The organism is Acinetobacter sp. ANC_7654 (assembly GCF_056779855.1).
This window is the reverse complement of sequence record NZ_JBWYIR010000010.1, coordinates 39177-62707: the sequence shown is the minus strand read 5'-3', so window position 1 is coordinate 62707 and position 23531 is coordinate 39177. Positions and strand designations below refer to the sequence as shown.

Genomic DNA, 23531 nt, shown 5'->3' with positions numbered 1-23531 from the left:
TAGAAAAAAAGCGCTTTATGTAAAAGCGCTTTTGATTCAATAGTGTATTACAGATCTTTAAGCATTTTTGCAGCATCTTCAGCAAAATAGGTCCAAATTCCATCTGCACCAGCACGACGACAGCTCATCAATGATTCTAAAATCACACTTTCAGAAAGCCAGCCGTTTTGGATTGCTGCTGCCAACATGGCATATTCACCACTCACTTGATAAACAAATGTTGGAATGCCAAATGTGTCTTTAACTTCACGTACAATATCTAGATATGGCATCCCTGGTTTTACGATCACCATGTCTGCACCTTCTTGAATATCTAGTGCAATTTCGTGAAGAGCTTCAGCTCGGTTTCCTACATCCATTTGGTAGTTATACTTATTACCACCTTTTAAATTAGATGCTGAACCCACTGCATCACGGAAAGGACCATAGAAGCTTGATGCATATTTGGCAGAATAAGCCATGATATTGGTATAAATATGACCATTTGCTTCAAATGCTTGACGAATCGCAGCAATACGACCATCCATCATATCACTCGGTGCGAAAACATCGGCTCCTGCTTCTGCATGGCTTAAACCTTGTTTAATCAGACACTCAACAGTTTCATCATTCAGGACATAACCTGTTTCATCTATGATGCCATCCTGACCGTGTGTTGTATAAGGGTCTAAAGCGCCATCAGTGATGAGTACCATTTCTGGTAATTCTTTTTTTAGAAGACGGACAGTGCTTTGAACTAAACCATCATCTCTCCATGCTGCTTCAGCAGTTAAACTTTTGTCTTCTTGTGGGGTAACTGGGAATAAAGCTAATTTAGATACACCTAATTCTAAAAGTTTTTCAGCTTTGTTTAACAACAAATCAGCTGAAAGACGGTGAATATTTGGCATACTAGGTATTTCTTGGGTTTGATTTTGACCTGGTAGAACAAATACCGGATAAATGAGATGTTCAGCAGAAAGATGTGTTTCTCTCACCATCGCTCTGAGTTTGTCATTTTTTCGAATACGGCGCATGCGTGTTGCAGGAAAAGCAGGGCGATTAAACGTATAAGTCATCACAATCTCGATGTTTGGTATTTTACTTGGGTCTAATTGTAGCCCCCTTAAGGCGGTTTTTGGGAAAATGCTGATGGTTTTTTCTCATGATGTTAATTTGAGTTTTGTATGAACGATTCCCAAAAAAAATGGATGGGTAACCTCCATTTAGGTGCTAAACCAGATCTTGAAGTGGTATTAAATCAACTCACTCAAGTATTTAATACCTCTCCTTATTTCGCTTACAACGAAATGCAAATGCGTGTCGTAGAAGGTGAAATCCAAGGTTATATTGAGATGAAACCTAATCTCATTGGTAATATTTCTTTCCAAATTTTGCATGGCGGTGTAGCAGCAACATTACTCGATAGTATTGGCGGGATTGTTGCAATGGGCGAGCTTTACAAGCGTGCAGAGCCTGATATGTTGCCTGAAACTTTAAAGAAAGTTTCACGTTTAGCAACAGTGGATATGCGAGTGGATTATTTATCACCAGGGCGCGGAAAGTATTTTATTGCCACTGCTGAAGTCCTACGCATGGGTCGCAAAGGTTGTACGATGCGCATGAATATGGTGAATGATGAAGGTAAAGCAATTGCAACAGGTATTGCTTCATACGCATATTGAAAAATCTATGTATCTCTTATAAGAAAACCGCCCTTGTAGGCGGTTTTTTATACTAAACATCTGATCTTGAACGTTTTAACGCACTATTCCATTGATGTAAATGAAATTGACGTTGATCTTCAGACATTGTTGGCTCAAAGGCTTTTTCCAATTTCCATGATGCCGCAATATCAGACGGATTTTTAAATACACCTGCAGTTAAACCTGCCATTGCCGCAGCTCCCCAAGCCGTTGACTCCAAAAGTTGCGGTCTTAATACAGGAACATTCAGTAAGTCGGCTTGAAACTGCATCAACATATCATTTTGACTCGCACCACCATCTACACGTAATTCTTTTAAAGGGTTTCGAATATCAGATTGCATGGCATTCAAAACGTCAGCGACTTGAAATGCGATTGATTCGAGAGCTGCTCGCGCAATATGTGCTTTATTTGTCCCTCTAGACATACCGCATAATAATGCGCGGGCATCCGTATCCCAATGAGGTGCTCCTAAGCCTGTAAAGGCAGGAACAAGTACGACACCATCGGTATTGTTAACTTGACACGCCAATTGTTCAACTTCTTGGCTACTTTGAATAATTCCTAGTCCATCACGTAACCATTGCACAATCGCACCAGCCATAAAAACACTACCTTCAAGCGCATACGAGGTGTGTTCTTTGCATTGCCAAGCTAAAGTGGAGAGAAGCTGATTCTGACTCAGTTGAATTTGATCACCTGTATTGAATAACATAAAGCAGCCAGTACCATAGGTATTTTTAGCTGAGCCTACGTCAAAACATGATTGACCAAATAACGCTGATTGTTGATCACCTAAAATCCCTGTAATTGGAATTTCTGCACCTAAGAGACCTTTTGCTGTATTGGCAATATGGCAATCAGAAGCCACGATTTTGGGTAGTATTGCTTTTGGGATATTAAATAGTGCGAGTAATTCGTCATCCCATTGCTGGGTATGCAGATTCATTAACATGGTTCTTGAAGCATTCGAGACTTCAATCACGTGTTCAGCACCTTGAGTGAGATTCCAAACTAGCCAGCTATCAATGGTTCCAAAAGCCACTTCGCCTTGTTCCGCACGAGCTCTTAAACCATCAATATTTTCAAGTAACCACACTAATTTTCCAGCACTGAAATAAGGATCAATGCGGAGTCCTGTGGTGTAATTTATCTTGTTTTGTAAGTCTTGTTGAATGAGGGAATTACACCAATCACTTGCTCTGCGATCTTGCCAAATAATCGCAGGGGCTAGAGGTTCACCAGTTTTTTTATCCCAAATCACTGTCGTTTCGCGTTGATTGGTTAGGCCTAAAGCTTTGATATCTTTAGGCAGTAATCGTGCATCAGCAATTGCTTGCTGCACTACTGTGATTTGTGAACTCCAAATCTCTTGTGCATTTTGCTCTACCCAGCCTGACTGTGGTGTTCGTATTTTAGTTTCTCTTTGAGCTGTTGCATGAACGTTTCCATGTTCATCAAAAATGATCGCACGACTTGACGTCGTCCCTTGATCCAGTGCAAGTAAATAACTCATAAAATATGCAATTTTGAACTTGAAAAAAGGGATTTTATCTCAATTATTGAAATAAGCGCATGTGTATGTGTAATTGTTGTGAAATTTGAGGTCGTATTTTCAAACTTTTATGCTATGATTGCGTTGTACTTTGGGGATGTTCCTGGCTTCGACGCTGGTGATGAAACTCATAGATGCATGCCGAGAGCGCATTTTCTCTCGTAAATAAAATTTGCATTTTAAATAGTCGCAAACGACGAATCTTACGCTCTAGCTGCCTAAGGGCAGCTTGTCCGCATCTCTGAATACTTGTGGTTAGAGATCCCGACTGAAGCGCACGCACACAAGTCCGTATAACATCAAGCCTTGGGGTGTTGTACTAAACTTAAAGGATCGCTCTCTTAACCCTGTTCGTCGGGTCTTTGAGGGTTAAAACAATAGACGATATCTAAGCATGTAGTAATCTCGAGTGTAGTGCTTGCGGACGCGGGTTCGACTCCCGCCATCTCCACCAATATACTTTATCAAGCTTGATCAATCTTAATTAATCTCGATCAAATTTGACCTAAAAGCCTTAAGTTATAATGACTTAGGGCTTTTTTATCGCCTGATGTTTCTGTCAATCTTGATCAGTCTTAATCATTGTTAATCAGACTTAATCACGATACAGTGTTACACAGGTGTGACACGCGTGTAACAGGGGTTTAAAAAGTGCTATCCGACTCTCAAGTAAAAAGCTTAAAACCAAAAGAAAAAAGATATTCGATTGCGGACGGTGAGGGATTGTCGGTTGATGTGTTGCCATCGGGTAAAAAGACATGGGTTTTATCTTATCGAGTTCATGGTAAACAGACTCGTAAGCAATTAGGCGTTTATCCTGATGTTGGGTGCAAAGAAGCTCGCCAGCTTGCGCGACAATATAAAGCTGAAGCACAAGGCAAAGTCTTGGATTCACCGATGGTTAAGGAGGTGATTGCTGAATGGGTCAAAATGATGACGCCGCGTTGGTCCAATGAAAAATACATCAATACAGTTACTTATCGACTCAACTATATTTCAGAAGATTTTGCACACACTCCAATTGATGAATTAGAAAGAAAACAGGTCGTTAAGAAAGTTAAGGAAATGGTGGGTAAAGGCACGCTTGAGACTGCAAAGCGCTCACTCAGACTTTTAAATGAAGTGTGTAACTTTGCGATTGCATCTGATTACACTCAAAAGAATCCATGTGCATTGGTGAGTGATGTGATCCCACAGCAAGTCGTTCGCAATATGCCTTCGCTTGAATCTGCTCAAATGCCTGAGTTTTGGAAAAGATTACATTCAGGTATCACAACTCAATCGGTGTTACACGCAGCGAAGCTTGCATGTTACACAGCGGTTCGTATTTCTGAGTTATTAAAAGCGCGATGGGATACTGGTGAGGTTGATTTTGAAAATGATGTGTGGGTAATTCCTGCATCACGTATGAAAATGCGTCGGGATCATGCAGTGCCACTCACTAAGCGCACCAAACAATTATTTTTAGACTTATATAATAATCGTGAAGATGATGGGTATATCTTTAAAAATAGTCGTCGTTTAGGTCATCACATGCCGTCAGATTCAGTATTAGCGTTGATTAAACGAAACGGCTATGGCGGTCAGATGGTAACCCATGGCTTCCGATCACTATTTTCAACACACGCCAACAACTCTAAAAAGTTTCGCTCTGATGCAATTGAATACCAGATTGCACACGTTCCCAAGGATCGTATTCGTGGCATTTACAACCGTGCTGAATACTGGGAGGAAAGGGTTGAGTTAATGGAATGGTATTCTGACGAGGTTGATAGTTGGATGAAAGGCGCTAATTAAGCGCCTTTTGGTGGTTCTGGAAGTGGTTGCCAGTGGGTTATTTTGGCGTTTATTTCATAGTACTCATGATCCTTTTTACTAAAACAATCAACAACAAATTCAGACCAATATTTCGTATCAACATCTGCACCTTCCACATCATGCATGTACCTAGCTCTGTAAACATTACCTAAAGAGCACACTACTGCACAAACTACACCATCAGTATTAGGCTCAACTTCAGGCAATCTATCCTCAACACTAATCCATCCCATCACGCCTCTCCCAAAATTTCAGCTTTCATTTTCAATAAGGTGTTTTCCGTGTAACCCTTATAAGTCGGGGTGTCACGATCAGGAGGATACTTTTCAAGATAGTGCTTTTTGAAAGTATTCACACTCCCAAAGCCAAGCATTTTGGATACTTGGCTCATTGAGTACCATTTCATAACACCTCCAATCTTTTACCTGCTTCTATTTCTTCATCATTAAATTCATCCTTGGTCATGGTTCCAAGAAATGATACCGACAAAACAAAACATTCCAGTAGCTCATCATTAATGAGCCCACATTGTTCACTGGCAGTTTTTTTTATGAAACTTAAATCGCTCTTGGTGATATTTGTTGATTGACCTTCATCTAAAACACCGTGAGTGAAGGAGCCAGTTCCACTTATTTCTCTACGCTTAAATGAATAGGCGACCAGTAGCCAATGATATTTTTGGGTTTTAGTTGGTAGAACATTCACATTCATCAGCTCACTTCTCCCAACGACTCCACCACACTTTCGGGTAAATCATGTTCAAATAACCACTCTTGAACGATGTGATATAGAGCGCCTAATTCACCATCTGTTAATGTGCCTTGAATACCTGTTCCATTTCCCACACGTGGACCAATCAATTCAAGAAAGCTCTTTGCAAAATCAATGTTTGTGCGTTGAATTTCAGTCATTGGTTGGCTCCTTGATATCTTCAGTTGTATAGCACTTTGGTAAGACTTCGCATGATTCCCGGTCTCCAAAGTCCCAATCAATATCTTCAAGTTCAGGTTTTATGTAATAATCTTCATTGTTAATCTTCTCCAGAGCTTCCTCATAACTTGAAGCAACAACTGAGAAAGATGCTTGACCTGACACAGGTACCGTAAAATTAAAAATTTTTTCAGTCATTTGGCTGGCTCCTGTGCTTCGATCATGGCTTTATAGTCACGCCACAAATCCCATTTCTTTCTTAAAAGACTATCTCTATAAGACCTTTCCGATATCTCAATCCATACAGGATCGGTCTCCCCGAAAGGCTTAGGAACACGTTCTAGTGCCATGGCTTCAGCAATAGTCTCAGGAAGCTCTTTCGATACCAAAACAAACCCTTCCGCCACACTCGCTTTGGCTGTTTTCCATGCCTCAAAAGAGAGTTTAGCTTCATGTAGCAAGAACCCGCCTTCTTTATTTAATTGAAAGAAGCATTCAAAATCACCCTGAAAGTTCTTCTCCAAATTTTTCAAGAAATAGTGGTTTCTTGATATCTCAGACTTAAATTGATCTATATCTCTTTGAATATCCATCACGCCACCTTCGCTAATTTCACATCCAATGGACTCACCAAATGGACTTTGAATTCTTCATACAACTTCTGACATGCAGAGTTGCCACTCATCTTTGAATCAATAAGCACATAATCCAACTTTGTGCCTTTGCCTTTAAATGTCGCGCCACCGTCAGCAAGGTCTTTCTGTACATACCCGAGCAGTACAAGCCATATTTTGAAGGCTTGAAGGTCGCGCTGTTTTATTCTAAAAATCATCTATACCCCCACGTGCTCACAAAATCTTTGATGCATGACTCAATCCCGAATAGATTGATATCTCTATAAGTTTTAACTCTGCCTCTGCATGTGATTTCAACTGTGCGAGTTTGACTGTTGTATGTGTAGCTCATGCTGCCACCTCGAAAGCCTGTAGCTGCTTTAAGGCAATATCGACAGTGCGATTAAAAGCAATCACTTCATTTTCAACACCCTGAATATCTAAGTCCTTTGCATAAACTCTTTTAATAAAAAGCTGTAAATGTTCAGGTAGGCGAGGGTCGTAACTCACAAAATCACACCACGCTCGACGAGTACAAGCCAACTGCCATGTGATCTGTGGAATATGTTCAGCAGGCACCTCATCCATTAAAATGGTGTTCAAGTGTATAGTTGTGGATGGGCATTTAATTTCTAATTGACCATCTTTACCAACCAAGCCATCTGGGCTCGCCCCACTCATTTCAATAGCAGGGTGGTCAACCAACCCCACGTTTGAAACAATCGCACCACGCTCATTTTCATAAGCAGTAATTGCAAAAGGTTCTTGATCAATTCCCCATTGCATTGCTGTTGTAGGCTTTGATTCCTCCTGAACGCCAGTGATGCGCTCAGAAAGAATAGTCAGTGTTAAGGCGTTATACCTCTTACCTTTGGTTGGCTTAGCACCCATGTCTTTTATGCGCGATGCGGTAACTTTTCCGCATCTTTGAGCATGCCAATCATCATTACGCTGGAGAATGTTCATAAGTCTCTCCTTGGCGTGATAGGGCTTGATCTGCAAGCTCAGCAACTTGTTTTAAAGCAACTGAGTGAGTGGTCCAGAAGATACGCTTATGTTCACTCTTAGGTAGGCTTGCATATACCGCTTGCAATCGCTCAGATCCGTACTGCGCTTCATTCTGAAAATTAGGTAAGTGCTCAGCTTCAAAAGCCAGGTATTCAGCATTATTTTCAGCAGGACTTACATCCATCATTGGCGCGTGATCCAGTAATTCATCTTCTGTATACACACCCAGAATCACATCAGGAAAGTGCAGTCGAGCCAGTTTCTTGGTTGCCAAATATGCGATTTGCTGCTTTGGATCGTTCACCCATAAAGGCGAATTACGCACGGTGCCAACCTGAGCAAATGAAACATCAAGCACACGTGGATTTGAATCGCCTTTAATGGTTACCCATGTGCGGACGCCAATGTCATGAGCTTTGCAAGTCTTGCCGTCCACCTTTGACCAGTCGCCATACCACCCATAGTTGGGACGGCCAACAATAGGGGCTTTAGAGATGATGACCGCGTTAATTAACTGAGCCTCATAACCAAGGTTTCCATTCACAATATGAGTTTTCTGAGCCACCGCAAAAGGGTTCATGTCCCATTGCATGGCCTGCATAGTTACTGCCAGACAATCACCTGGCTGACCCTGCAAATGTTTCGGCACGGTGATAGTTGCCTTACTCATGAAGTCTGCAAAAGACACCATGTTTTGCATCGCCACTGGATCAAGCACAAGGTTTGAAGTTTGTGAATTTGCTGGCAATACTGGATTTGTTTGAGCTACTGCATTCATATTCTTATTCCTTAAAATTTGATCGAAACGTGAGGCACCAGGCCTTTATTGATTGCATTCAGAATAGCTTTGCCCTGATCAGCACTCACACCAAGATCAGTCAAACCTTTAAGCGCCTCGCCACAGATTTGCTTTTTGTGCTCCACATCAGCCAAACGCGCTTCTTCAGCCTTGCGCTCTGCCTCAGCCTTAGCAAAAGTCTCCGCTTCAAGACGCTTACGTTCATTTTCAGCAGCTTGAACAGCACGCAGTTCAGCGGCTTCTTTTTCTGCTTTTAGTCGAGCTTCACGTTGTTCCGCTTCCAGCTTTTCGCGTTGTACACGTTCAGCTTCTAAACGAGCTTTTTCCTCTGCTTCACGAGTTGCACGTTCGGCAGCTTCACGAGCAATTTTTTCTTCATGTTCACGCTGAATGCGTTGTTGTTCAGCAAGGCGCAGTGCTTCGAGTTCTGCTTGCTCTGTTTCAAATTTTTCGCGTTCGATCAATATGACTTTCATGTGCTCTAAGCACTCATATTTACGAAGCTTTGCAACGTCCTTGAAATCATCAAATGAGTCATCAATCTCGATTGATTCGATTTCGGCTATTACTGATTTAATTAGCTCAGCAGGAGAACCAATATCGATACGCCCTTTATCAAATTCAGCTATTTTGCTCTGAATCTCTGCTTCGCGTGCTTTTTTAGCATTCTCCCAATCAGTTAACGGCTTGCGAATCTCATCACGTAGTGCATCACACTGGTCACGGAATAGTTTTCGATCTGCATCGATCTTGTTTGTGATTACCGTGTATTGCTCTTTAAGGGCTTTGCCGTGAGCATCAAAAGCAGTTTTTGTGGAAGCAACTTTACGAGCTATCGATGCGATCTCTTTGCGACCCTTATCAGTCGATAAATCAGGAACAATTGATCTAGCTTGACTAGCAATACGATCAAATAAGGCTTGTGCTCCACCTTCAGTTTTAAAAGCCTCAACAACCTCGTTAGAGTTTTCACTCAAAACTTCCAATTCAAATTTTGCATTCATTTCCAATCCCTCAGTATTCTTCAGCAGCCAACTTCTTTACTGCTAATTCCTTTTCAAAAGCTTCTTCAACAGCCCACTCGATGCGCTCATTTAATCGATAAATTTGATCATCTGTGAGCATGAATTGCTGACCCTCTTGAATCGCCACGCCATCACTTGCAAGCACATCAACAAGCGTATTTTCAATGGCTTTCCATGAGTCGATATCTAAATCAATTTCGTTTTGTGGATCGGAAGTGTGGTTAATCAAAAAGCTTTGTGTGGTTTTAAGCACAGGCATTGAGCAATCAATCGAACAACAACCAAGGCTTAAAACAAATTGGATTCGATCACCTAAGACAATTTCCGATTCAACTTTAAAAGCTGGAAAACAAGGCGCTAACAAATCACTTTGAATTGATATTGCGTTCATGCTGCGCTCCTTGATTTTGTTGATATTCAGCTTCTTTGTCGGCTGCATAGAAGCAAGCAGTTGTGAGACCACTCATAATTGAAACTACGACTAGGGCCATAACAATATTGTGAATGGTGTCTTTAATGAATGACTTAGGTTTCATTTCAGCTTTAGTAGGTGGCTGATATAGGATTTGAGTTGTTTGACTCTTTGGATGTATTTGATTCATACTTAACTCCGTAAGCGTGTAAGTGTTTACAAGAGCCTCGAAGTAATCCTGCAAGATTTATACTTCGGGGCTTTATGCTTTCTGTAAACACATGTTCGTATAACCGAACATTAATGTCAACACTTTTGTTCGGAAAATTATCATTTTTTTGTTCGGTATTTCGTTTTATTGTTCTTTTCTCGAAAAAAAACCGCCATTTAGGCGGTTATATTTTTGTAAATTTCTATTATTTAAATAAGATTGAATTTCTTGGCTGGCTTAAAAGAACCAACATACTTACCAACTAATTCGCAATTTTCTTTCAGCGGGATAACTTGTTCAGCCCAATTAGGGTTCAAAGGTTTTAGGTAATACCCATTAGGCTCTACAATTAAAGCTTTGAATGTCGCTTCACCATCACACTTAACAACAACCATCTCACCTGTTTGTATATTTTCTATTGACCAATCTGGATCAATACAAATTTTTTCCCCTTCCTCAAAATATGGTGCATTACTTAAGCCTCTAACTTCTAAATAAAAACTTCTTTTACCAGCACCAGGTACGAGAGGAATAATTTCACAATCTTCTAAATTTTCCACTGAATTCATATCTGTCCAACTTCCTGCTTGCACCCAAGATATTAAGGGAGCATAGAAGACTGTAGCAATTGGACTACTTGATACATTTGACTCAGTGCGACTACTTATGACGTTCATATTGCCTGAAAGCAAATAGGATGTAGTTGTTTTTAAAGCACTTGCAAGAGAATCTAAATATTTAGCACTTGGATCATTCGAACCGTTAATCCAGCCAGACACGGTAGCACGACCCGCACCAGTTGCTCTTATTAAATCGGCTTGAGAAAGTCCAAGTTCTTTCATTCTTTCAATAATACGCTCTGAAGTCGTAGCCATAACATCACCCATAGATATATGTTCGAGATTATGAACAAAAATGTTGACGAATACCCGAACTCATGTTTCAATAAACCGAACCAATAAGTTCGGATATAGGAATATGAATGTACAAGATTTAATTTCCCTTCACTCGGTGCCCAATAAAGCTCAATTAGCTAAAAAAATAGAGCTAGGACGTTCAACTCTTAATGATTGGGAGGAAAACGGAATACCGCCTCAAATGCAAGCAGTCATTGAGATCTTGACTGAAGGCGCTTTAAAAGCAGATCGATCAGCACTCAACCTGCGATACAAGGCACTTCGTGCAAGCAAAGGTCAAACCGTAAATGTGGCTGCTTAATCAAAATCAAAACTTAACTGATGCCCAGATTGGGCGATATACAAATTAGATTTTAAGTGCATATCAGGAGCAGAGGTCGGGATGCTAATCCGCAAAATGGTATTTGAATTTTTAGCTGAAAAATTTTTAAAAAACGAGGTAATGGATATGTTGACATCCAAACGTGAAAAAAAGCCTTTTTGTGTACCCACACATTTAACAGAAGCTGAGGCTTTACATGTTGCTGACCAAGCAGGGGAGCGTGAATGGTCGAATAGTAAGTACATAAGACACCTCATTCTTAAAGATATGCAACGACAAGCGATTGATTCATATCTTAATGACGAGTGTGTGACTTCTACCACAAAACGAAATGAACATTTCGAACGGAATGAAAAAAGCCCAGTTGCTGGAACAACTGAGCTGAACGGTCATTAATCTAAGGGATCAAATCACATGGAAATTTTAACACAGTTTGAGCTTCAAAAAACAAATCTGGTTGAAGTTGTTTCTCGCCAATTCAATGGAGAACAAACATCAGAAGTGATTACCAACACATTATTGGTAGCTGAGCACTTCGGAAAAAACCATCGTGACGTTTTGCGAGCTGTAAAGAATATTGATTGTTCAAAAGAATTTAACGAGCGCAATTTTGCGCTGGCTGAATATACAGACGCCAAAGGTGAAAAACGCCCAATGTACCAAATGACCAAAAACGGATTTGTATTTTTGGTTATGGGGTTTACTGGTAAAAAAGCCGCTCAGTTTAAGGAATGCTACATCAATGCTTTTGATGAAATGGCAGAGCAAATTAACTCTCAAAACCTGACATTAATTTCTAAATTCAATAAAGCACTTCTTGAGTATGAAAGAGCTACTGATATTGCAAGTCAAGCAGGGCGGAATCTCGCTTTATTTGGTCGAAAAATTAAGCCGCTAGCTGCTGAAAAAGTTGCAGATCTTGAGCGTCAAATCCAACCGTTACTGTTTACGGAGGACGTGGCATGAGCAAATTAAAAGTTGGCGATATTGTTGAGTCTTTGATTGATGACACACTTATTCACAACGGCACGACCTATAAAACCCTGATTAAAGGGCAACAATACAAGGTTATTGGCTTTGTAATTTCTACTAATTCTGACCCATACCCAATTGAGTTACAACCAATTGATGAGCCTGATACTTCTGTTTACGCAAAAGCAAGTGAGTTGAAGTTAGTGAGTGAAGGAGTGGCGGCATGAAAGAGCGTCAGATTAAAAAGAACAATCGTAAAGCTATACAACTATTAATGCGCTTAGACCCTGAGTTCTACACGCAAGACCTTTTTGATCATGAAAATGGTGATTTTTACTGGTGCTCAGGTGGTTATGAGCCAGAGTGGGATTGTGAACCAGCTTACGATCAACTGCTCACTTATCTTCAAAACCAATTGGAAGTTGGGGAGTGGGTGGGTGAAACAGATACATGTTTTGGTGATTATGTTTGGACATACACACTCGACTTAAGTACAGCGAAAAAGGTGTCTGATCTCTCAAAACAATTGATTGGGCGAGGTGGTAAATAATGCACTACTACAAAAGAAATCTAGGCGATTACGCAAAGAAAGCAGGGCGTTTATCAATGCTTGAGCATGGTGCCTACACCTTGCTTATGGATGCAATTTATGACCGCGAAATCTTCCCAACATTAGATGAGGCATTGGATTGGGCTTGGGCACGTGATGATGCTGAAATTGCAGCTGTAAAATTTGTTTTGAGCAAGTTTTTTGAGCTTCAAGACGATGGTCGATATGTTCAAAAACGTATTCAGGATGAGCTTGCAGATTACAAGGCAAAAGCTGAAACAAACACACGCATCGCCAAGGAGCGTGAAGCAAAACGTAAATCTAAAAACGAAGCGTCACGAAACGTGCACGAAGCGTGTGAAGAAAAGCACGAAGCGTCACCTAACCATAAACCATTAACCAATAACCAAGAACCAGTAACCAATATATATAACGGTGCAGAAGAATCTGCACAAAATCCGAAGCCTAAACGCATAACTAAAAAACAGAAAGCTATTAACGCTTTGGTTGAGATGGGAGTAGGTGAAAAGTTCGCTACAGCAGTTATTGAAAAACGCAAAGGCTCTGAGTTCACAGAATTGGCTATCGAAGAAATCAAACTTCAAGCTGAGGCTGTAAACCTTAATTTTGTTCAAGCAATCGAGTTTGCTGCAAAACAAGAATGGGGATCATTTAGAGCAGACTGGTATCAAAATCGTATGGCTAAGCAACAGCCTATCGCTACGTACCAAACCTCTGCAAAACAAAACAAGTGGAACGATTACTTCAACAACATGGGTCAAGCATCTGAAGAACTGGATGTGTCGCCAAAAAAGACTGTATTGATTGAGGAGGTGGGTCATGCGTGAGTTCACCAAAGAAGAGACTTTGCTTGCAACTTTACGAGGTAAGTACGCATCTCAATTTGCTAAACGTTTTGGGGATATGGAACCGCATATTGTCGACATGATTATCAAAGGCGCTTTAGTTGGAATTACTGACGAGCAATTTAATCAAGGTATGGCTCGACTATTGGCACCTGGTAACAAGTTCATGCCTGACATCGCTGAATTCCAAGGCTGGTGCGTAAGTGGTTCGTGGTGGACAGCTCAAGAGGCTTGGCAGCGTGCATGTGATTATTCAAATCAATCAGATTTAGATTTTGCTGAAAACAAATTGAAGATCACAACATTGACCAAAAAGGCTTGGGATTCGGTTAACTACCATGTAGAGCAAGGCAGCATGAAGGAAGCATTCAAGCAGTTCAAATCGATCTATGAAACATACCTGGCTAAAGCACAGATGCAAGGCCGTCAACAAGAGTGGTATGTGCCGCCAAAATCAATTGGCACTACCGAAACAGTATCGATAGGTGTTGAGAAAAAATGGAAGTTTCAGCTTAGCGAGGAAAGTCAACGTATTAGTGATTTGACATCTGAGTTTATGAGGAAGGGGTTACCGTGGGGAGAGGCGTTTAAAAAAGCACAAATGGAAGTGCGTGGTTGTAATAAGCCGATGTTTGGAGGTGTGGCATGAGAGAGTCTAAAAGACCCAAAGGTAAAACATCGTTTGAAAGACGGCTGGATATTCTTATTTTTGCAGTGCATACACCGAGACAGATAACAGTTGGTGATGTTTCAGAAGTTGTATTGGATGGAACTAGAACAACAATACGCGAATGCATGAATGACTTAGTGTCGTGTGGCTATCTTCAAAAAGTATCGATTTATGAATATTTGGCAACAGCTAAGGCTAAGGAGTTATTTGGGGTAGCAGCATGAACGATCTAAAAACATTACGAGACAAATTAAACGGCTCTGCAAGTCTAGCTTTTGGTGAAACTCATGAATCACTAAAACAGGAATGGGATGCTATTCACGCTGAGTTTGAATTGCTTAAAGCGGAAGATGAGCGAAATTATGTGGGTTTTGGGGAGGTTGAGGGGTGGAGGGGGTGAATAAGCAAACAATTATTCATGCTTGTAATCATGAATTCCAATACTGCTGGATTTACGACTTAGAGATTTGCATTCACTGCCAAGAGGTGAAGAAGTAGTGAGAATGACAGAGGAGCAACTCAAAGCTCGTCAAATGCGCCAGAAATCCACCATTTCGGCTAGCAAGTCGAAAGGTGGTGCAAGAGCACTAGGGCGACTTAAACAGGGCGTAATGAACAATACAGAGCGCAAATACGCTCAACATTTAGAACAACTAAAACTATCGGGCGAAATCCAGTATTTCGCCTTCGATTCAATCAAGTTTCGCTTGGCAGACAAAACATTCTACTCGCCTGATTTTATCGTAATGAAAGCAAATGGTGAGCTTGAGGCGCATGAAGTGAAAGGCTTTTGGGAAGATGATGCAAAAGTGAAGATTAAGGTCGCAGCGTCAATGCATCCGATCCCATTTGTGGCGGTCTATTGGGATAAGCAAAGCGGTTGGAAGTTTGAGAATTTTTAAGGGGATGGGGATGAGCACAATTAATATTGATTTAGCGATTGAAAAATTTGAACCATTTGAATGGCTGGCTAAAGGCATTACAGCTAAAACTGCAAATTATGAGCCTACTGTTCGAGGAACTGCAGAAAAGCCTTTAGATTATCAAGATCGCCTTGGTGCTATTGCGAGTATGGATACTCAATTAGAGAAGTCAGTGACGAGTTTGATTATATATGGGGATTTGGCAAAATCAGACTATGAGTACATTAGAAATCATCTAGCGAAGATAATGATGAATGGCGCCCTGCAGGATAAGCGAAAAGAGCCAGAGCATATTGCGATTTATCATTTGGCATGGTTGATTGCAAGAATGGTGATTGATTTTTCAATGAATCCAGAACTTGAGAATAATTTTACAGCACAAGGGCGCTTGTATTACGCAGGCATTAAGTCATATCAAATGAGTTCTAATGTATATCGATTAACTTGGAGAAATTACGAAAACCTTATGGTGATTGCGTTGGAGACTGCAATCAAATCCGCATCGGAGTCAATTAAAAAGTACAAGAAAAATACTTACAAAGAAGTTTGAGTAATGGGCTATCATTTAAATGATAACTAAGGTATAGTAAAACTATACTGGTCGTATTACGCAGTTTCAGACCATGTTTAAATTAAGCTCGCCAAATGGTGGGCTTTTTTAGTTTTTGATTGTGCTAGTATCCCCCCAATAATTTAAAACAAATGAGGGGATTAATGGCGAAAATTGTTCTGATAACCGCTAGTACAGCCAACGCAGGGCGTCAAGAGTCCTATGATTATTTGGCAAGCCTAGATGGCTCTGTGAGTAGAAATATTGAACATGCTTTAAGTTTTGATAACGAAGAGCAAATCAAGGAATTAAATATACGATCAACATTCATAATGTTTGAATATGATGGTAAGGACTTAAAGAGACTTGGGTATATAATGTAGGTCAATAGCTCACTTAGGTGGGCTTTTTTGTTGCTCTGAGAAATGTTGGTGTAAGCAATATCAGGGCGCCATGCGCCTTTAGCTCAGTTGGATAGAGCATCCGCCTTCTAAGTGGATGGTCACAGGTTCGAATCCTGTAAGGCGCGCCATATTTTTTGAGATCATTTGAAAGTCAAATGAATGCAAGTGTATGAATGCAAAAGGTTTTTAAAATTAATGCCTAAAAAATATGCTATACTTAGTCTTTAAATTTTTAAAGGCTTTACAGATGACATTTTTTATTGGCGGTCATTCAAATGGTGAGAAAGTTGATCAGAAATATTTGGACCGAAAAGAACCATCGATCACAAAAAGTTTTGGCTCAACTACAGGATTTCGTGAGACTGAGTTCTATGTACGGAAGCATGTCACATTTCAAGGGGAGACAAAGACCGTGTATTTGCTGAGTGGCATGAATGCAGCCGATTTGCGTGATGAAATCTTATCTAAATGGGATTGGATTCATCAAGTCGATGGGTATGTTTTAGACTAGCCGAACACATTACGGCACAAAACCCCGCTATATATTCTTAAGAATTGGCGGGGTTTTTCTTTTTTATGAGGTGTCGAATGGTCGATATCGTAGAAGCTGAGAAAAGCCTTAAGAAGCTAGAGAGCGATCATTATCATCTAGCGCATCTTAATCACTTAAATAGCCGTGAATCATTCAAACAAGATTGTCAGCGTCGCATGAATGAAATCAGAATCCAAACTGACAACTTAAGACATTTGATAAATGCGGAACGCAAAAAGACTCGCTGAGATTCGTAAGTTGCCTTGTGTGAGGTGTGGTAATCCACCACCGAGTGAAGCATGTCATGCCAATTGGTCAGAGTATGGGAAGTCGATGGGTCGAAAAGCTTACGATAAATTTACCGTGAGCCTGTGTAGAAATTGCCATTACTTATTGGATACATATCAGCTTGGTAGCCGAGAAGAAAGCAAGAAGCTATTTGAGCAATGGTTGGTTAAGACAGAAGTGATGATGAGTAAGGTTGAAGAGGTGTTTTGATGAATCAGAAACTCGAAGCTACATTCATCATCGACTCACATCAAAACATCACCAAAACTATCGGCTTTCTAAATGCATGGCATACCCAAGCAATTGATCAGGGTAAACCATTAGTTGTTCGCATTAATCAGAAAGAAGATGACCGGAGTAAGGCGCAGAATCGTATTTACTGGATGTGGCTATCACAATGGGCTAAACACCAGGGCACTGATAAAGATACAGAGCATTTGTATTTCAAGAAAAGATTCTTAGCACGGATCTATGATCGTGATGATGTTAGTCAGTATCGAAACACATTTGCTGCAGTAAAGGTTTTGAAAGAGCAGAAGCATCCACAATACCAAGCTGTGGCAGATGGGTTGAATGAGTTGATAAGCACCACCGATGCAACAGTGGATCAATTTACCGAGTACCTAAACGATATCCACACTTTCTGTTTAAGCAAGGGATGTTATTTAAACACCCCTGATGATTTGATGTGGGCGCAAGCTGATTGACGAATTGCATGGGAGTAAATATTATCTTCGATCAATAATCTTTATAATATGAGGGTAGTATGTTTATTCAAGTAGGCAGTTTAGTTATAAATATTGAACTTATTACAGTTGTTAATGTTAAAAATAATAATACTTTGAAAATTTTCTTCTCTGATGAGCACTACCGCGAAATAGCTTTTACTAGTAAAGAAAATCTACAAAACTTCATGAATTTTTTAAATATCCAAACTGTTATCAATCAATAAAATGTAGAGCCACCTTCGGGTGGTTTTTTAATGGCTGAAGATATGAATAGACCACTTCCACCAAAAGATCTATTAGAGCATGAATGGTGCTTGGAAGCTAAATTTGCACCAGCTCAAGATATTATTGATTGGCTTCATGAATGCATACTCGATGAGGATAGTGATTTATTTAACGAGGATCACGCTCATTTAATTGATCATAGTGGCATAGCATTTCTTTGGTGTGATTCTGGGTATGTAAAACGCGGGAAAAGAGTTTTAGGTCAAGCTGAAATTATTCAGTTCAAAGTAAGTGGTTGGCAGAAATACAGACAAGAAACACAAATGATTGAGTGGTTTGGATTTTTACCAAAAGCATTAATTACATTGGATGCGCTATTTTGCTCAGAGTGTTCAGATACAGAGTTTATGGCGTTGATTGAGCATGAGCTTTATCACTTGGGTCACAAACAAGGCAATCATGGTCCTATGTATGATCAAGAAGGTAGACCATCTTTAGAAATGAGAAGTCATGACGTTGAAGAATTCAATGGTGTGGTTAGACGTTATGGTGCTTCGACTGATGTTCAGAAGATGGTAGAGCTTGCAAACAATGGTCCAACGATAGGTAAGGCTAAAATTGCTCAAGCATGTGGTACGTGTTTATTGAAGTTGGCTTAATTTTTTTGCCTACTTTGTTTTACGTCATTTTACAAAGGGGTGTATATGGCAGCACTCAAAGAGCCTGTAAAAATCTTTATAGTTCAGTCTCTTGCTTGCTTTGAAACACCTCAACAAGTGGCAGACGCTGTAAAACAAGATTTTAAAATTGAAGTTAGTCGTCAGCAAGTAGCAGCATATGACCCAACAAAATATGTTGGACGTAATCTAAGTAAGAAATTAAAAGAACTTTTTGAGAAGACTCGAGAAGAATTTAGAAAAAATATCGAAGACATTCCTATAGCCAATAAAGCATTTCATTTTAAAGAACTCCAAAAGATGTATGACGATTGGGGTAGGAATAAGGTCATGCGTCAGAATGTTCTTAAACAGGCACAAGGGCTGCTTCAGTCAGGCAGGAATGCTGGTCCGAGTAGTCTATCTGAAAAAGAACAGATTGAAATTGAAATAAAGCGCCTAGAACTTGAAAAACTTAAGCGCGAAGTAAATCCACCTGAATCAAGACCTCCAGAGGAAGATTACAAAATCAGCCTAAACCCTGATGAGGAAATTCCAGATGAGCCAATTCTTTAATCCACCAGATGGAGCGGTAAAACTCACACCTAAACAGGCAAATATTTATTTATGGGGATGGCAGAAAAACGCACGTTTCCGTGATGCTGTTTGTGGGCGTCGTTTTGGTAAAACCTTTTTAGCTAAGGCAGAAATGCGTCGTGCTGCTAGATTGGCTGCAAAGTGGAATGTATCGGTTGAAGATGAAATATGGTACTCAGCACCTACATTTAAGCAGGCTAAGCGTGTTTTTTGGAAACGATTAAAGCAAGCTATTCCACCATCATGGCGTGCAGGTAAGCCAAACGAAACTGAATGCGTGATTACACTTAAAAGTGGTCATGTTATGCGTGTGGTTGGCTTGGATAACTACGATGATCTGCGTGGGTCTGGCTTATTTTTCCTAATCATTGATGAATGGGCAGACTGTAAGTGGGCTGCATGGGAAGAAGTGCTACGCCCGATGCTTTCAACATGTAAGTATGTGGTTAATGGCGAACACCGTGTAGGCGGTCATGTTTTAAGGATAGGCACACCGAAGGGCTTTAACCATTGCTATGACACTTTCATGGATGGACAACCTGGACATTTACCTGACTGTCGAAGCTTCTCGTATACATCATTACAAGGCGGAAATATTCCACAGGATGAAATCGATGCAGCAAAGCGCACGATGGATCCGAAAACATTTAGCCAAGAGTATGAAGCCAGTTTCGAATCTTATCAGGGTGTTATTTATTACTGTTATAACCGGATTCTCAATGCATCCAGTGAGACTGTTCAGCCTAATGATGTGCTCCATATCGGCATGGACTTTAACGTTACCAAAATGTCGGCTGTGGTTTATGTGCGACGTGGCGAAACAATGCATGCGGTGGATGAGTTTGTTGATTTGTTTGATACGCCAGCAATGATTGAAGCAATTCAAGAGCGTTATCCAGATCATGAAATAGGTATTTATCCTGATGCTTCAGGTGATAACCGTAAAACAGTTGGTGCAAGTTCTACAGACATTTCATTGCTTAAAAATGCCGGCTTTAAAGTGTTTGTGAACACAACAAACCCATCAGTGAAAGATCGTATTAATTCAACAAACGGAATGCTGTGCAATACACTCGGAGTTCGACGTTTATTTATTAATACGGATAAATGCCCACGCTTCGCTAAATGTCAGGAACGCCAGATTTATGATGATAATGGGCAGCCTGATAAGAGCGCTGGATTTGACCATATGAATGATGCAGGCACATATCCGATTGCATATTTATTCCCAATCAAGATCAAACAAGAACCAATAGAAATCAATCCAATCCCAACAGTCAATCGTTGGTAATCAAATGGAGTCAAGTCGTGACTGATAAAACAAAACGGCTTGCCAAAATCCACGAAACCGCAAAGAAACAATTTGATAAAGCTCAAGGTGCTGTTGCTGATGAACGTAAACAGTGCTTAGAGGATCGTCGTTTTTATTCTATTGCTGGTGCTCAGTGGGAAGGCAAGTTGGGCGAGCAGTTTGAAAACAAGCCTAAATTTGAAGTCAATAAGATTCACCTGGCTGTCATTCGCATTATCAATGAGTATCGCAACAACCGCATTGGTGTGAATTTCATTAGCAAAGATGGTGTGAATAACGATGATCTAGCTGATACATGTGCAAAGCTTTATCGTGCAGATGAGCAGGATTCTGGTGCTGATGAAGCTTATGACAATGCATTCGAAGAAGCGGTAGGCGGTGGCTTTGGTGCTTGGCGTTTACGTGCTGAATATGAAGATGAGGATGATGAAGAAAACGAGCATCAACGAATCAGAATAGAGCCTATTTTTGATGCTGATACATGTGTTTTCTTTGATCCTGATGCAAAACGCCAAGATAAAGCAGATGCTAAATACTGTTTTGTTCTGACTTCAATGTCCTGTGATGCATTTAAAGAAGAATACGGTGAAGACCAAGATCCATCATCGTGGGATAAAACCATATCAAATAGTAAGTTTGATTGGGCATCGAAAGATTCTGTTTATGTCGCTGAATACTACAAGGTCGAAAAGGTTAAGGAAAAGATTCACATCTTCCGCTTAATTGACGGATCTGAAGAGCGTTACACAGCAGAACAACTTGAAGAAGATCCAAGCATTCTTGATGAGTTAAATTCAACAGGCGCTCAAGAAGTTCGTGTGCGAGATTTTGAACGCAAGCGCGTTCGTAAGCTTCTTATGTCAGGTCAGGGTGTTCTTGAGGATTACGGCTATATTGCTGGTCGTCATATTCCAATCGTGCCTGTATATGGAAAGCGGTGGTACATCGACAACGTAGAGCGTTGCATGGGCCATGTGCGGCTTTGCAAGGACGCTCAGCGACTCAAGAATATGCAGTTGTCTAAGCTTGGTGAAATCAGTGCTTCATCTAGTGTTGAGAAGCCGATTCTAGCACCTGAACAGGTTGCTGGCGTTCAGCACATGTGGGCGAGTGACAATATTGAGAATTATCCATTCCTGTTAGCTCACCCACTTAAAGATGCGATGGGCAATGTTGTTGCTCAAGGACCAATGGCTTACACCAAACCGCCAAACGTACCGCCAGCAATGGGTGCGTTACTTCAATTAACAGAAGTGGATATTAAAGATCTTCTAGGGAATCAAGAGCAGGGTGAAAAGATAAGCTCTAATGTGAGTGCAGAAGCTATTGATTTGGTGCAAAACCAGCTTGGCATGCAATCTTTCATCTATATTTCAAACTTTGCTAAGGCTGTACGTCGATCTGGTGAAATTTGGTTGTCCATGGCTTCTGAACTCTACATTGAAGATGGTCGAACGATGAAGACGGTGGGTAATCAGGACGAGATTGATTCGATAGAGTTGTTTAAACCTGTTTATAACCCGACTTCTGGCGAGGTTGAGCACACTAATGACTTAACCAAAGCCAAGTTTGATGTCGCAATCGATATTGGACCAACATCGACAAGTAAGCGCAATGCAACCGTACGCTCACTGACCAACATGCTCCCAATGGTATCTGACCCAATGGATCAACAAGTGTTGTCATCCATGATCATGCTGAATATGGAAGGTGAAGGTGTAAGTGATGTTCGTGAGTATTACCGCAAGAAATTACTGCGTATGGGTGTTGTAGAGCCAACCAAAGAAGAAGCACAGCAATTAGCGCAAGAGGCTCAAAATCAACAACCTGATGCAAATACGCTGTATCTGCAATCAGAAGCTGAAAAGAACAAATCACTTGCAATTAAAGCACAAGCAGATACTGAGCTTGCGATAGCAAGAGCAGAAGAAACTAAAGCGAAAGCAATCGATTTAATGACTCGCCTAGACATGGATGAGCGACAAGCAGTGCTTGAGGCAATCAGTCAGCTAGGCATGCAACCACAACAGGCAACCGTTCAGCCTACACAGAACGAGGAAATGCAATATGTCAATTGAAGAACTGCGTAAAGAACTGGATGAAGAAGACAACATTGACCTGATTGAAGACAATCAGGAAGTTGAAAGTCAGGAGGATCCAGAAGAAACCCAAGATGAATCAAATCAGTCTGATGGTGAGACGTCTGAAGATGAAGAATTTGTCATTACAGTAGGTGATGAAGAGCCAGAATCATCCGATGATGATTTTAGCGGCAAACCCGCACCAGCATGGGTAAAAGATCTTCGCAAAAAAGAGCGGGAAGCACGTAAACGCATCAAAGAGCTAGAAGCTCAGGTGCAACAGGCTAAACCAACTGAAAAGCCAATTGAAGTTGGACCTAAACCAAAGCTTGCTGACTTCGATTATGACGAAGATCAATTCGAAACCGCAGTTGAACAATGGCATGAGCGTAAACGTCAAGTCGAGCAACAACAGGCAGCAACAAAAGCTGAAGAGGAAAAAGCTAAGCAAGCATGGCAGCAGAAGATGCTTAGCTATGAAGAGCGTCGTCAAAATGTAGCATCCAAAGTTCGTGACTTTGAGGAAGTGGAAGAAGCTGCAAAAGATAAGCTCACAGCGACCCAACAGGGCATTTTGATTCATGCTGCTGAAAATCCTGAATTGATTTTGTACCACTTAGGGAAAAACCCAAAGAAAGCACAAGAGCTTTCTGAAATTACAGACCCAATTCAGTTCGCATTTGCTGCAGCAAAACTGGACTCTCAAATGAAAATTCAGACACGTAAGCCAGCCACTCAACCAGAAAAGAAGCCAAGTGGCTCTGCTGGATTAGCTGGTGCAGTGGATCAAAAGTTAGCGCAACTCGAAGCTGAGGCTGCACGCACTGGCGACCGAACCAAACTCATTCAATATAAAAAATCTCTACAGAAATAAGGTAAAT

Annotated in this window: 38 protein-coding genes, 1 tRNA gene and 1 other RNA gene; 25 read left to right on the top strand and 15 right to left on the bottom strand. The window is 40.7% G+C overall.

Annotated elements, in window-relative coordinates; all coding sequences use genetic code 11:
- Positions 1 to 47 precede the first annotated feature (47 nt).
- On the bottom strand, positions 48 to 1058 hold the full coding sequence (gene hemB / locus AC1M86_RS11470) for a porphobilinogen synthase (protein ID WP_180000234.1): 1011 nt from the start codon (positions 1056 to 1058) through the stop codon (positions 48 to 50).
- A 108-nt stretch (positions 1059 to 1166) separates the two neighbouring features.
- On the opposite strand from hemB, the gene AC1M86_RS11465 reads away from it, so the two are divergent.
- The gene (locus AC1M86_RS11465) at positions 1167 to 1664 is read left to right on the top strand and encodes a thioesterase family protein (RefSeq protein ID WP_035266285.1); all 498 of its coding nucleotides are present in this window, start codon (positions 1167 to 1169) and stop codon (positions 1662 to 1664) included.
- 52 nt (positions 1665 to 1716) lie between these two features.
- Here the strand turns inward: AC1M86_RS11465 and glpK are convergent, their stop codons facing one another.
- Positions 1717 to 3201: a glycerol kinase GlpK gene (gene glpK / locus AC1M86_RS11460; protein WP_481587867.1), complete on the bottom strand. Its 1485-nt coding sequence runs from the start codon at positions 3199 to 3201 to the stop codon at positions 1717 to 1719.
- Between the two features lie 132 nt (positions 3202 to 3333).
- Here glpK and ssrA point away from each other — a divergent pair.
- Positions 3334 to 3694, top strand: a transfer-messenger RNA (tmRNA) gene (gene ssrA, locus AC1M86_RS11455).
- 197 nt (positions 3695 to 3891) lie between these two features.
- Complete coding sequence (locus AC1M86_RS11450) at positions 3892 to 5037, top strand: tyrosine-type recombinase/integrase (protein ID WP_481608014.1); 1146 nt, start codon at positions 3892 to 3894, stop codon at positions 5035 to 5037.
- On the opposite strand, the gene AC1M86_RS11445 is transcribed toward AC1M86_RS11450, so the two are convergent.
- The 13 genes from AC1M86_RS11445 to AC1M86_RS11385 form a co-directional block, all read right to left on the bottom strand.
- Positions 5034 to 5291 carry a DUF551 domain-containing protein gene (locus AC1M86_RS11445; protein WP_481608039.1) on the bottom strand — a complete coding sequence of 86 codons (258 nt, stop codon included), beginning with the start codon at positions 5289 to 5291 and terminating at the stop codon, positions 5034 to 5036. The genes AC1M86_RS11450 and AC1M86_RS11445 overlap by 4 nt on opposite strands.
- Positions 5291 to 5464 (bottom strand): hypothetical protein, encoded by a 174-nt coding sequence (locus AC1M86_RS11440; RefSeq protein ID WP_481608013.1) that lies wholly within the window; start codon positions 5462 to 5464, stop codon positions 5291 to 5293. Before AC1M86_RS11440 ends, AC1M86_RS11445 begins: the two co-directional genes overlap by 1 nt.
- The gene (locus AC1M86_RS11435; protein ID WP_481608012.1) at positions 5461 to 5769 is read right to left on the bottom strand and encodes a hypothetical protein; all 309 of its coding nucleotides are present in this window, start codon (positions 5767 to 5769) and stop codon (positions 5461 to 5463) included. Before AC1M86_RS11435 ends, AC1M86_RS11440 begins: the two co-directional genes overlap by 4 nt.
- Positions 5769 to 5969 carry a hypothetical protein gene (locus AC1M86_RS11430; RefSeq protein ID WP_481608011.1) on the bottom strand — a complete coding sequence of 67 codons (201 nt, stop codon included), beginning with the start codon at positions 5967 to 5969 and terminating at the stop codon, positions 5769 to 5771. The genes AC1M86_RS11435 and AC1M86_RS11430 overlap by 1 nt, the downstream gene beginning before the upstream one ends.
- Complete coding sequence (locus AC1M86_RS11425; RefSeq protein WP_481608010.1) at positions 5962 to 6186, bottom strand: hypothetical protein; 225 nt, start codon at positions 6184 to 6186, stop codon at positions 5962 to 5964. The genes AC1M86_RS11430 and AC1M86_RS11425 overlap by 8 nt, the downstream gene beginning before the upstream one ends.
- Complete coding sequence (locus tag AC1M86_RS11420; protein WP_481608009.1) at positions 6183 to 6581, bottom strand: hypothetical protein; 399 nt, start codon at positions 6579 to 6581, stop codon at positions 6183 to 6185. Before AC1M86_RS11420 ends, AC1M86_RS11425 begins: the two co-directional genes overlap by 4 nt.
- Entirely contained in the window at positions 6581 to 6820 is a 240-nt protein-coding gene (locus AC1M86_RS11415; RefSeq protein ID WP_481588325.1) for a hypothetical protein, read from the bottom strand. Before AC1M86_RS11415 ends, AC1M86_RS11420 begins: the two co-directional genes overlap by 1 nt.
- A gap of 130 nt (positions 6821 to 6950) precedes the next feature.
- Positions 6951 to 7568, bottom strand: a complete 618-nt coding sequence (locus tag AC1M86_RS11410) for a lambda exonuclease family protein (RefSeq protein WP_481608008.1) — start codon at positions 7566 to 7568, stop codon at positions 6951 to 6953.
- The gene (locus AC1M86_RS11405; protein ID WP_481608007.1) at positions 7549 to 8388 is read right to left on the bottom strand and encodes a RecT family recombinase; all 840 of its coding nucleotides are present in this window, start codon (positions 8386 to 8388) and stop codon (positions 7549 to 7551) included. Before AC1M86_RS11405 ends, AC1M86_RS11410 begins: the two co-directional genes overlap by 20 nt.
- A gap of 11 nt (positions 8389 to 8399) precedes the next feature.
- Positions 8400 to 9413, bottom strand: coding sequence for a hypothetical protein (locus tag AC1M86_RS11400; protein WP_481608006.1), 1014 nt, complete (start codon positions 9411 to 9413; stop codon positions 8400 to 8402).
- Positions 9414 to 9423: 10 nt separating this feature from the next.
- Complete coding sequence (locus AC1M86_RS11395; protein WP_481608005.1) at positions 9424 to 9825, bottom strand: hypothetical protein; 402 nt, start codon at positions 9823 to 9825, stop codon at positions 9424 to 9426.
- Positions 9800 to 10036, bottom strand: a complete 237-nt coding sequence (locus AC1M86_RS11390; protein ID WP_481608004.1) for a hypothetical protein — start codon at positions 10034 to 10036, stop codon at positions 9800 to 9802. The genes AC1M86_RS11395 and AC1M86_RS11390 overlap by 26 nt, the downstream gene beginning before the upstream one ends.
- 230 nt (positions 10037 to 10266) lie before the next feature.
- A complete protein-coding gene (locus tag AC1M86_RS11385; RefSeq protein WP_481608003.1) occupies positions 10267 to 10932 on the bottom strand; it encodes a LexA family protein in 666 nt (221 codons plus the stop codon).
- Between the two features lie 103 nt (positions 10933 to 11035).
- On the opposite strand from AC1M86_RS11385, the gene AC1M86_RS11380 reads away from it, so the two are divergent.
- The 22 genes from AC1M86_RS11380 to AC1M86_RS11275 all read left to right on the top strand — a co-directional run bounded on the left by AC1M86_RS11380 (position 11036) and on the right by AC1M86_RS11275 (position 23524).
- Positions 11036 to 11275 carry a hypothetical protein gene (locus AC1M86_RS11380; RefSeq protein ID WP_481608002.1) on the top strand — a complete coding sequence of 80 codons (240 nt, stop codon included), beginning with the start codon at positions 11036 to 11038 and terminating at the stop codon, positions 11273 to 11275.
- A 147-nt stretch (positions 11276 to 11422) separates the two neighbouring features.
- Positions 11423 to 11692 carry a hypothetical protein gene (locus tag AC1M86_RS11375; protein ID WP_481608001.1) on the top strand — a complete coding sequence of 90 codons (270 nt, stop codon included), beginning with the start codon at positions 11423 to 11425 and terminating at the stop codon, positions 11690 to 11692.
- 18 nt (positions 11693 to 11710) lie between these two features.
- Positions 11711 to 12262 (top strand): Rha family transcriptional regulator, encoded by a 552-nt coding sequence (locus AC1M86_RS11370; RefSeq protein WP_481608000.1) that lies wholly within the window; start codon positions 11711 to 11713, stop codon positions 12260 to 12262.
- Positions 12259 to 12495: a hypothetical protein gene (locus tag AC1M86_RS11365; protein WP_481607999.1), complete on the top strand. Its 237-nt coding sequence runs from the start codon at positions 12259 to 12261 to the stop codon at positions 12493 to 12495. Before AC1M86_RS11370 ends, AC1M86_RS11365 begins: the two co-directional genes overlap by 4 nt.
- Entirely contained in the window at positions 12492 to 12818 is a 327-nt protein-coding gene (locus AC1M86_RS11360) for a hypothetical protein (RefSeq protein ID WP_481607998.1), read from the top strand. The genes AC1M86_RS11365 and AC1M86_RS11360 overlap by 4 nt, the downstream gene beginning before the upstream one ends.
- Positions 12818 to 13666, top strand: a complete 849-nt coding sequence (locus AC1M86_RS11355; protein WP_481607997.1) for a YdaU family protein — start codon at positions 12818 to 12820, stop codon at positions 13664 to 13666. Before AC1M86_RS11360 ends, AC1M86_RS11355 begins: the two co-directional genes overlap by 1 nt.
- Positions 13659 to 14333 (top strand): hypothetical protein, encoded by a 675-nt coding sequence (locus AC1M86_RS11350; protein WP_481607996.1) that lies wholly within the window; start codon positions 13659 to 13661, stop codon positions 14331 to 14333. The genes AC1M86_RS11355 and AC1M86_RS11350 overlap by 8 nt, the downstream gene beginning before the upstream one ends.
- A complete protein-coding gene (locus AC1M86_RS11345; protein ID WP_481607995.1) occupies positions 14330 to 14578 on the top strand; it encodes a hypothetical protein in 249 nt (82 codons plus the stop codon). The genes AC1M86_RS11350 and AC1M86_RS11345 overlap by 4 nt, the downstream gene beginning before the upstream one ends.
- A complete protein-coding gene (locus tag AC1M86_RS11340; RefSeq protein WP_481607994.1) occupies positions 14575 to 14754 on the top strand; it encodes a hypothetical protein in 180 nt (59 codons plus the stop codon). Before AC1M86_RS11345 ends, AC1M86_RS11340 begins: the two co-directional genes overlap by 4 nt.
- 97 nt (positions 14755 to 14851) lie before the next feature.
- Entirely contained in the window at positions 14852 to 15256 is a 405-nt protein-coding gene (locus AC1M86_RS11335; protein ID WP_481607993.1) for a DUF1064 domain-containing protein, read from the top strand.
- 10 nt (positions 15257 to 15266) lie between these two features.
- Positions 15267 to 15827, top strand: coding sequence for a hypothetical protein (locus tag AC1M86_RS11330; RefSeq protein ID WP_481607992.1), 561 nt, complete (start codon positions 15267 to 15269; stop codon positions 15825 to 15827).
- A 164-nt stretch (positions 15828 to 15991) separates the two neighbouring features.
- Positions 15992 to 16210, top strand: a complete 219-nt coding sequence (locus AC1M86_RS11325; RefSeq protein WP_481607991.1) for a hypothetical protein — start codon at positions 15992 to 15994, stop codon at positions 16208 to 16210.
- Positions 16211 to 16282: 72 nt separating this feature from the next.
- Positions 16283 to 16359, top strand: a tRNA-Arg gene (locus tag AC1M86_RS11320).
- Between the two features lie 119 nt (positions 16360 to 16478).
- Positions 16479 to 16742, top strand: coding sequence for a hypothetical protein (locus AC1M86_RS11315; protein ID WP_481607990.1), 264 nt, complete (start codon positions 16479 to 16481; stop codon positions 16740 to 16742).
- Between the two features lie 243 nt (positions 16743 to 16985).
- The gene (locus AC1M86_RS11310) at positions 16986 to 17261 is read left to right on the top strand and encodes a hypothetical protein (protein ID WP_481607989.1); all 276 of its coding nucleotides are present in this window, start codon (positions 16986 to 16988) and stop codon (positions 17259 to 17261) included.
- The gene (locus AC1M86_RS11305) at positions 17261 to 17758 is read left to right on the top strand and encodes a NinB/YbcN family protein (protein ID WP_481607988.1); all 498 of its coding nucleotides are present in this window, start codon (positions 17261 to 17263) and stop codon (positions 17756 to 17758) included. The genes AC1M86_RS11310 and AC1M86_RS11305 overlap by 1 nt, the downstream gene beginning before the upstream one ends.
- Positions 17759 to 17817: 59 nt before the next feature.
- Positions 17818 to 18003 (top strand): hypothetical protein, encoded by a 186-nt coding sequence (locus tag AC1M86_RS11300; RefSeq protein WP_481607987.1) that lies wholly within the window; start codon positions 17818 to 17820, stop codon positions 18001 to 18003.
- Positions 18004 to 18045: 42 nt separating this feature from the next.
- Positions 18046 to 18663 carry a putative metallopeptidase gene (locus AC1M86_RS11295; protein WP_481608038.1) on the top strand — a complete coding sequence of 206 codons (618 nt, stop codon included), beginning with the start codon at positions 18046 to 18048 and terminating at the stop codon, positions 18661 to 18663.
- Positions 18664 to 18708: 45 nt separating this feature from the next.
- Complete coding sequence (locus tag AC1M86_RS11290; RefSeq protein ID WP_481607986.1) at positions 18709 to 19236, top strand: DUF2280 domain-containing protein; 528 nt, start codon at positions 18709 to 18711, stop codon at positions 19234 to 19236.
- Positions 19220 to 20548 carry a phage terminase large subunit family protein gene (locus AC1M86_RS11285; RefSeq protein ID WP_481607985.1) on the top strand — a complete coding sequence of 443 codons (1329 nt, stop codon included), beginning with the start codon at positions 19220 to 19222 and terminating at the stop codon, positions 20546 to 20548. The genes AC1M86_RS11290 and AC1M86_RS11285 overlap by 17 nt, the downstream gene beginning before the upstream one ends.
- 17 nt (positions 20549 to 20565) lie before the next feature.
- Positions 20566 to 22647, top strand: a complete 2082-nt coding sequence (locus tag AC1M86_RS11280) for a portal protein (protein ID WP_481607984.1) — start codon at positions 20566 to 20568, stop codon at positions 22645 to 22647.
- Positions 22637 to 23524, top strand: coding sequence for a hypothetical protein (locus AC1M86_RS11275; protein ID WP_481607983.1), 888 nt, complete (start codon positions 22637 to 22639; stop codon positions 23522 to 23524). Before AC1M86_RS11280 ends, AC1M86_RS11275 begins: the two co-directional genes overlap by 11 nt.
- Positions 23525 to 23531 lie beyond the last annotated feature (7 nt).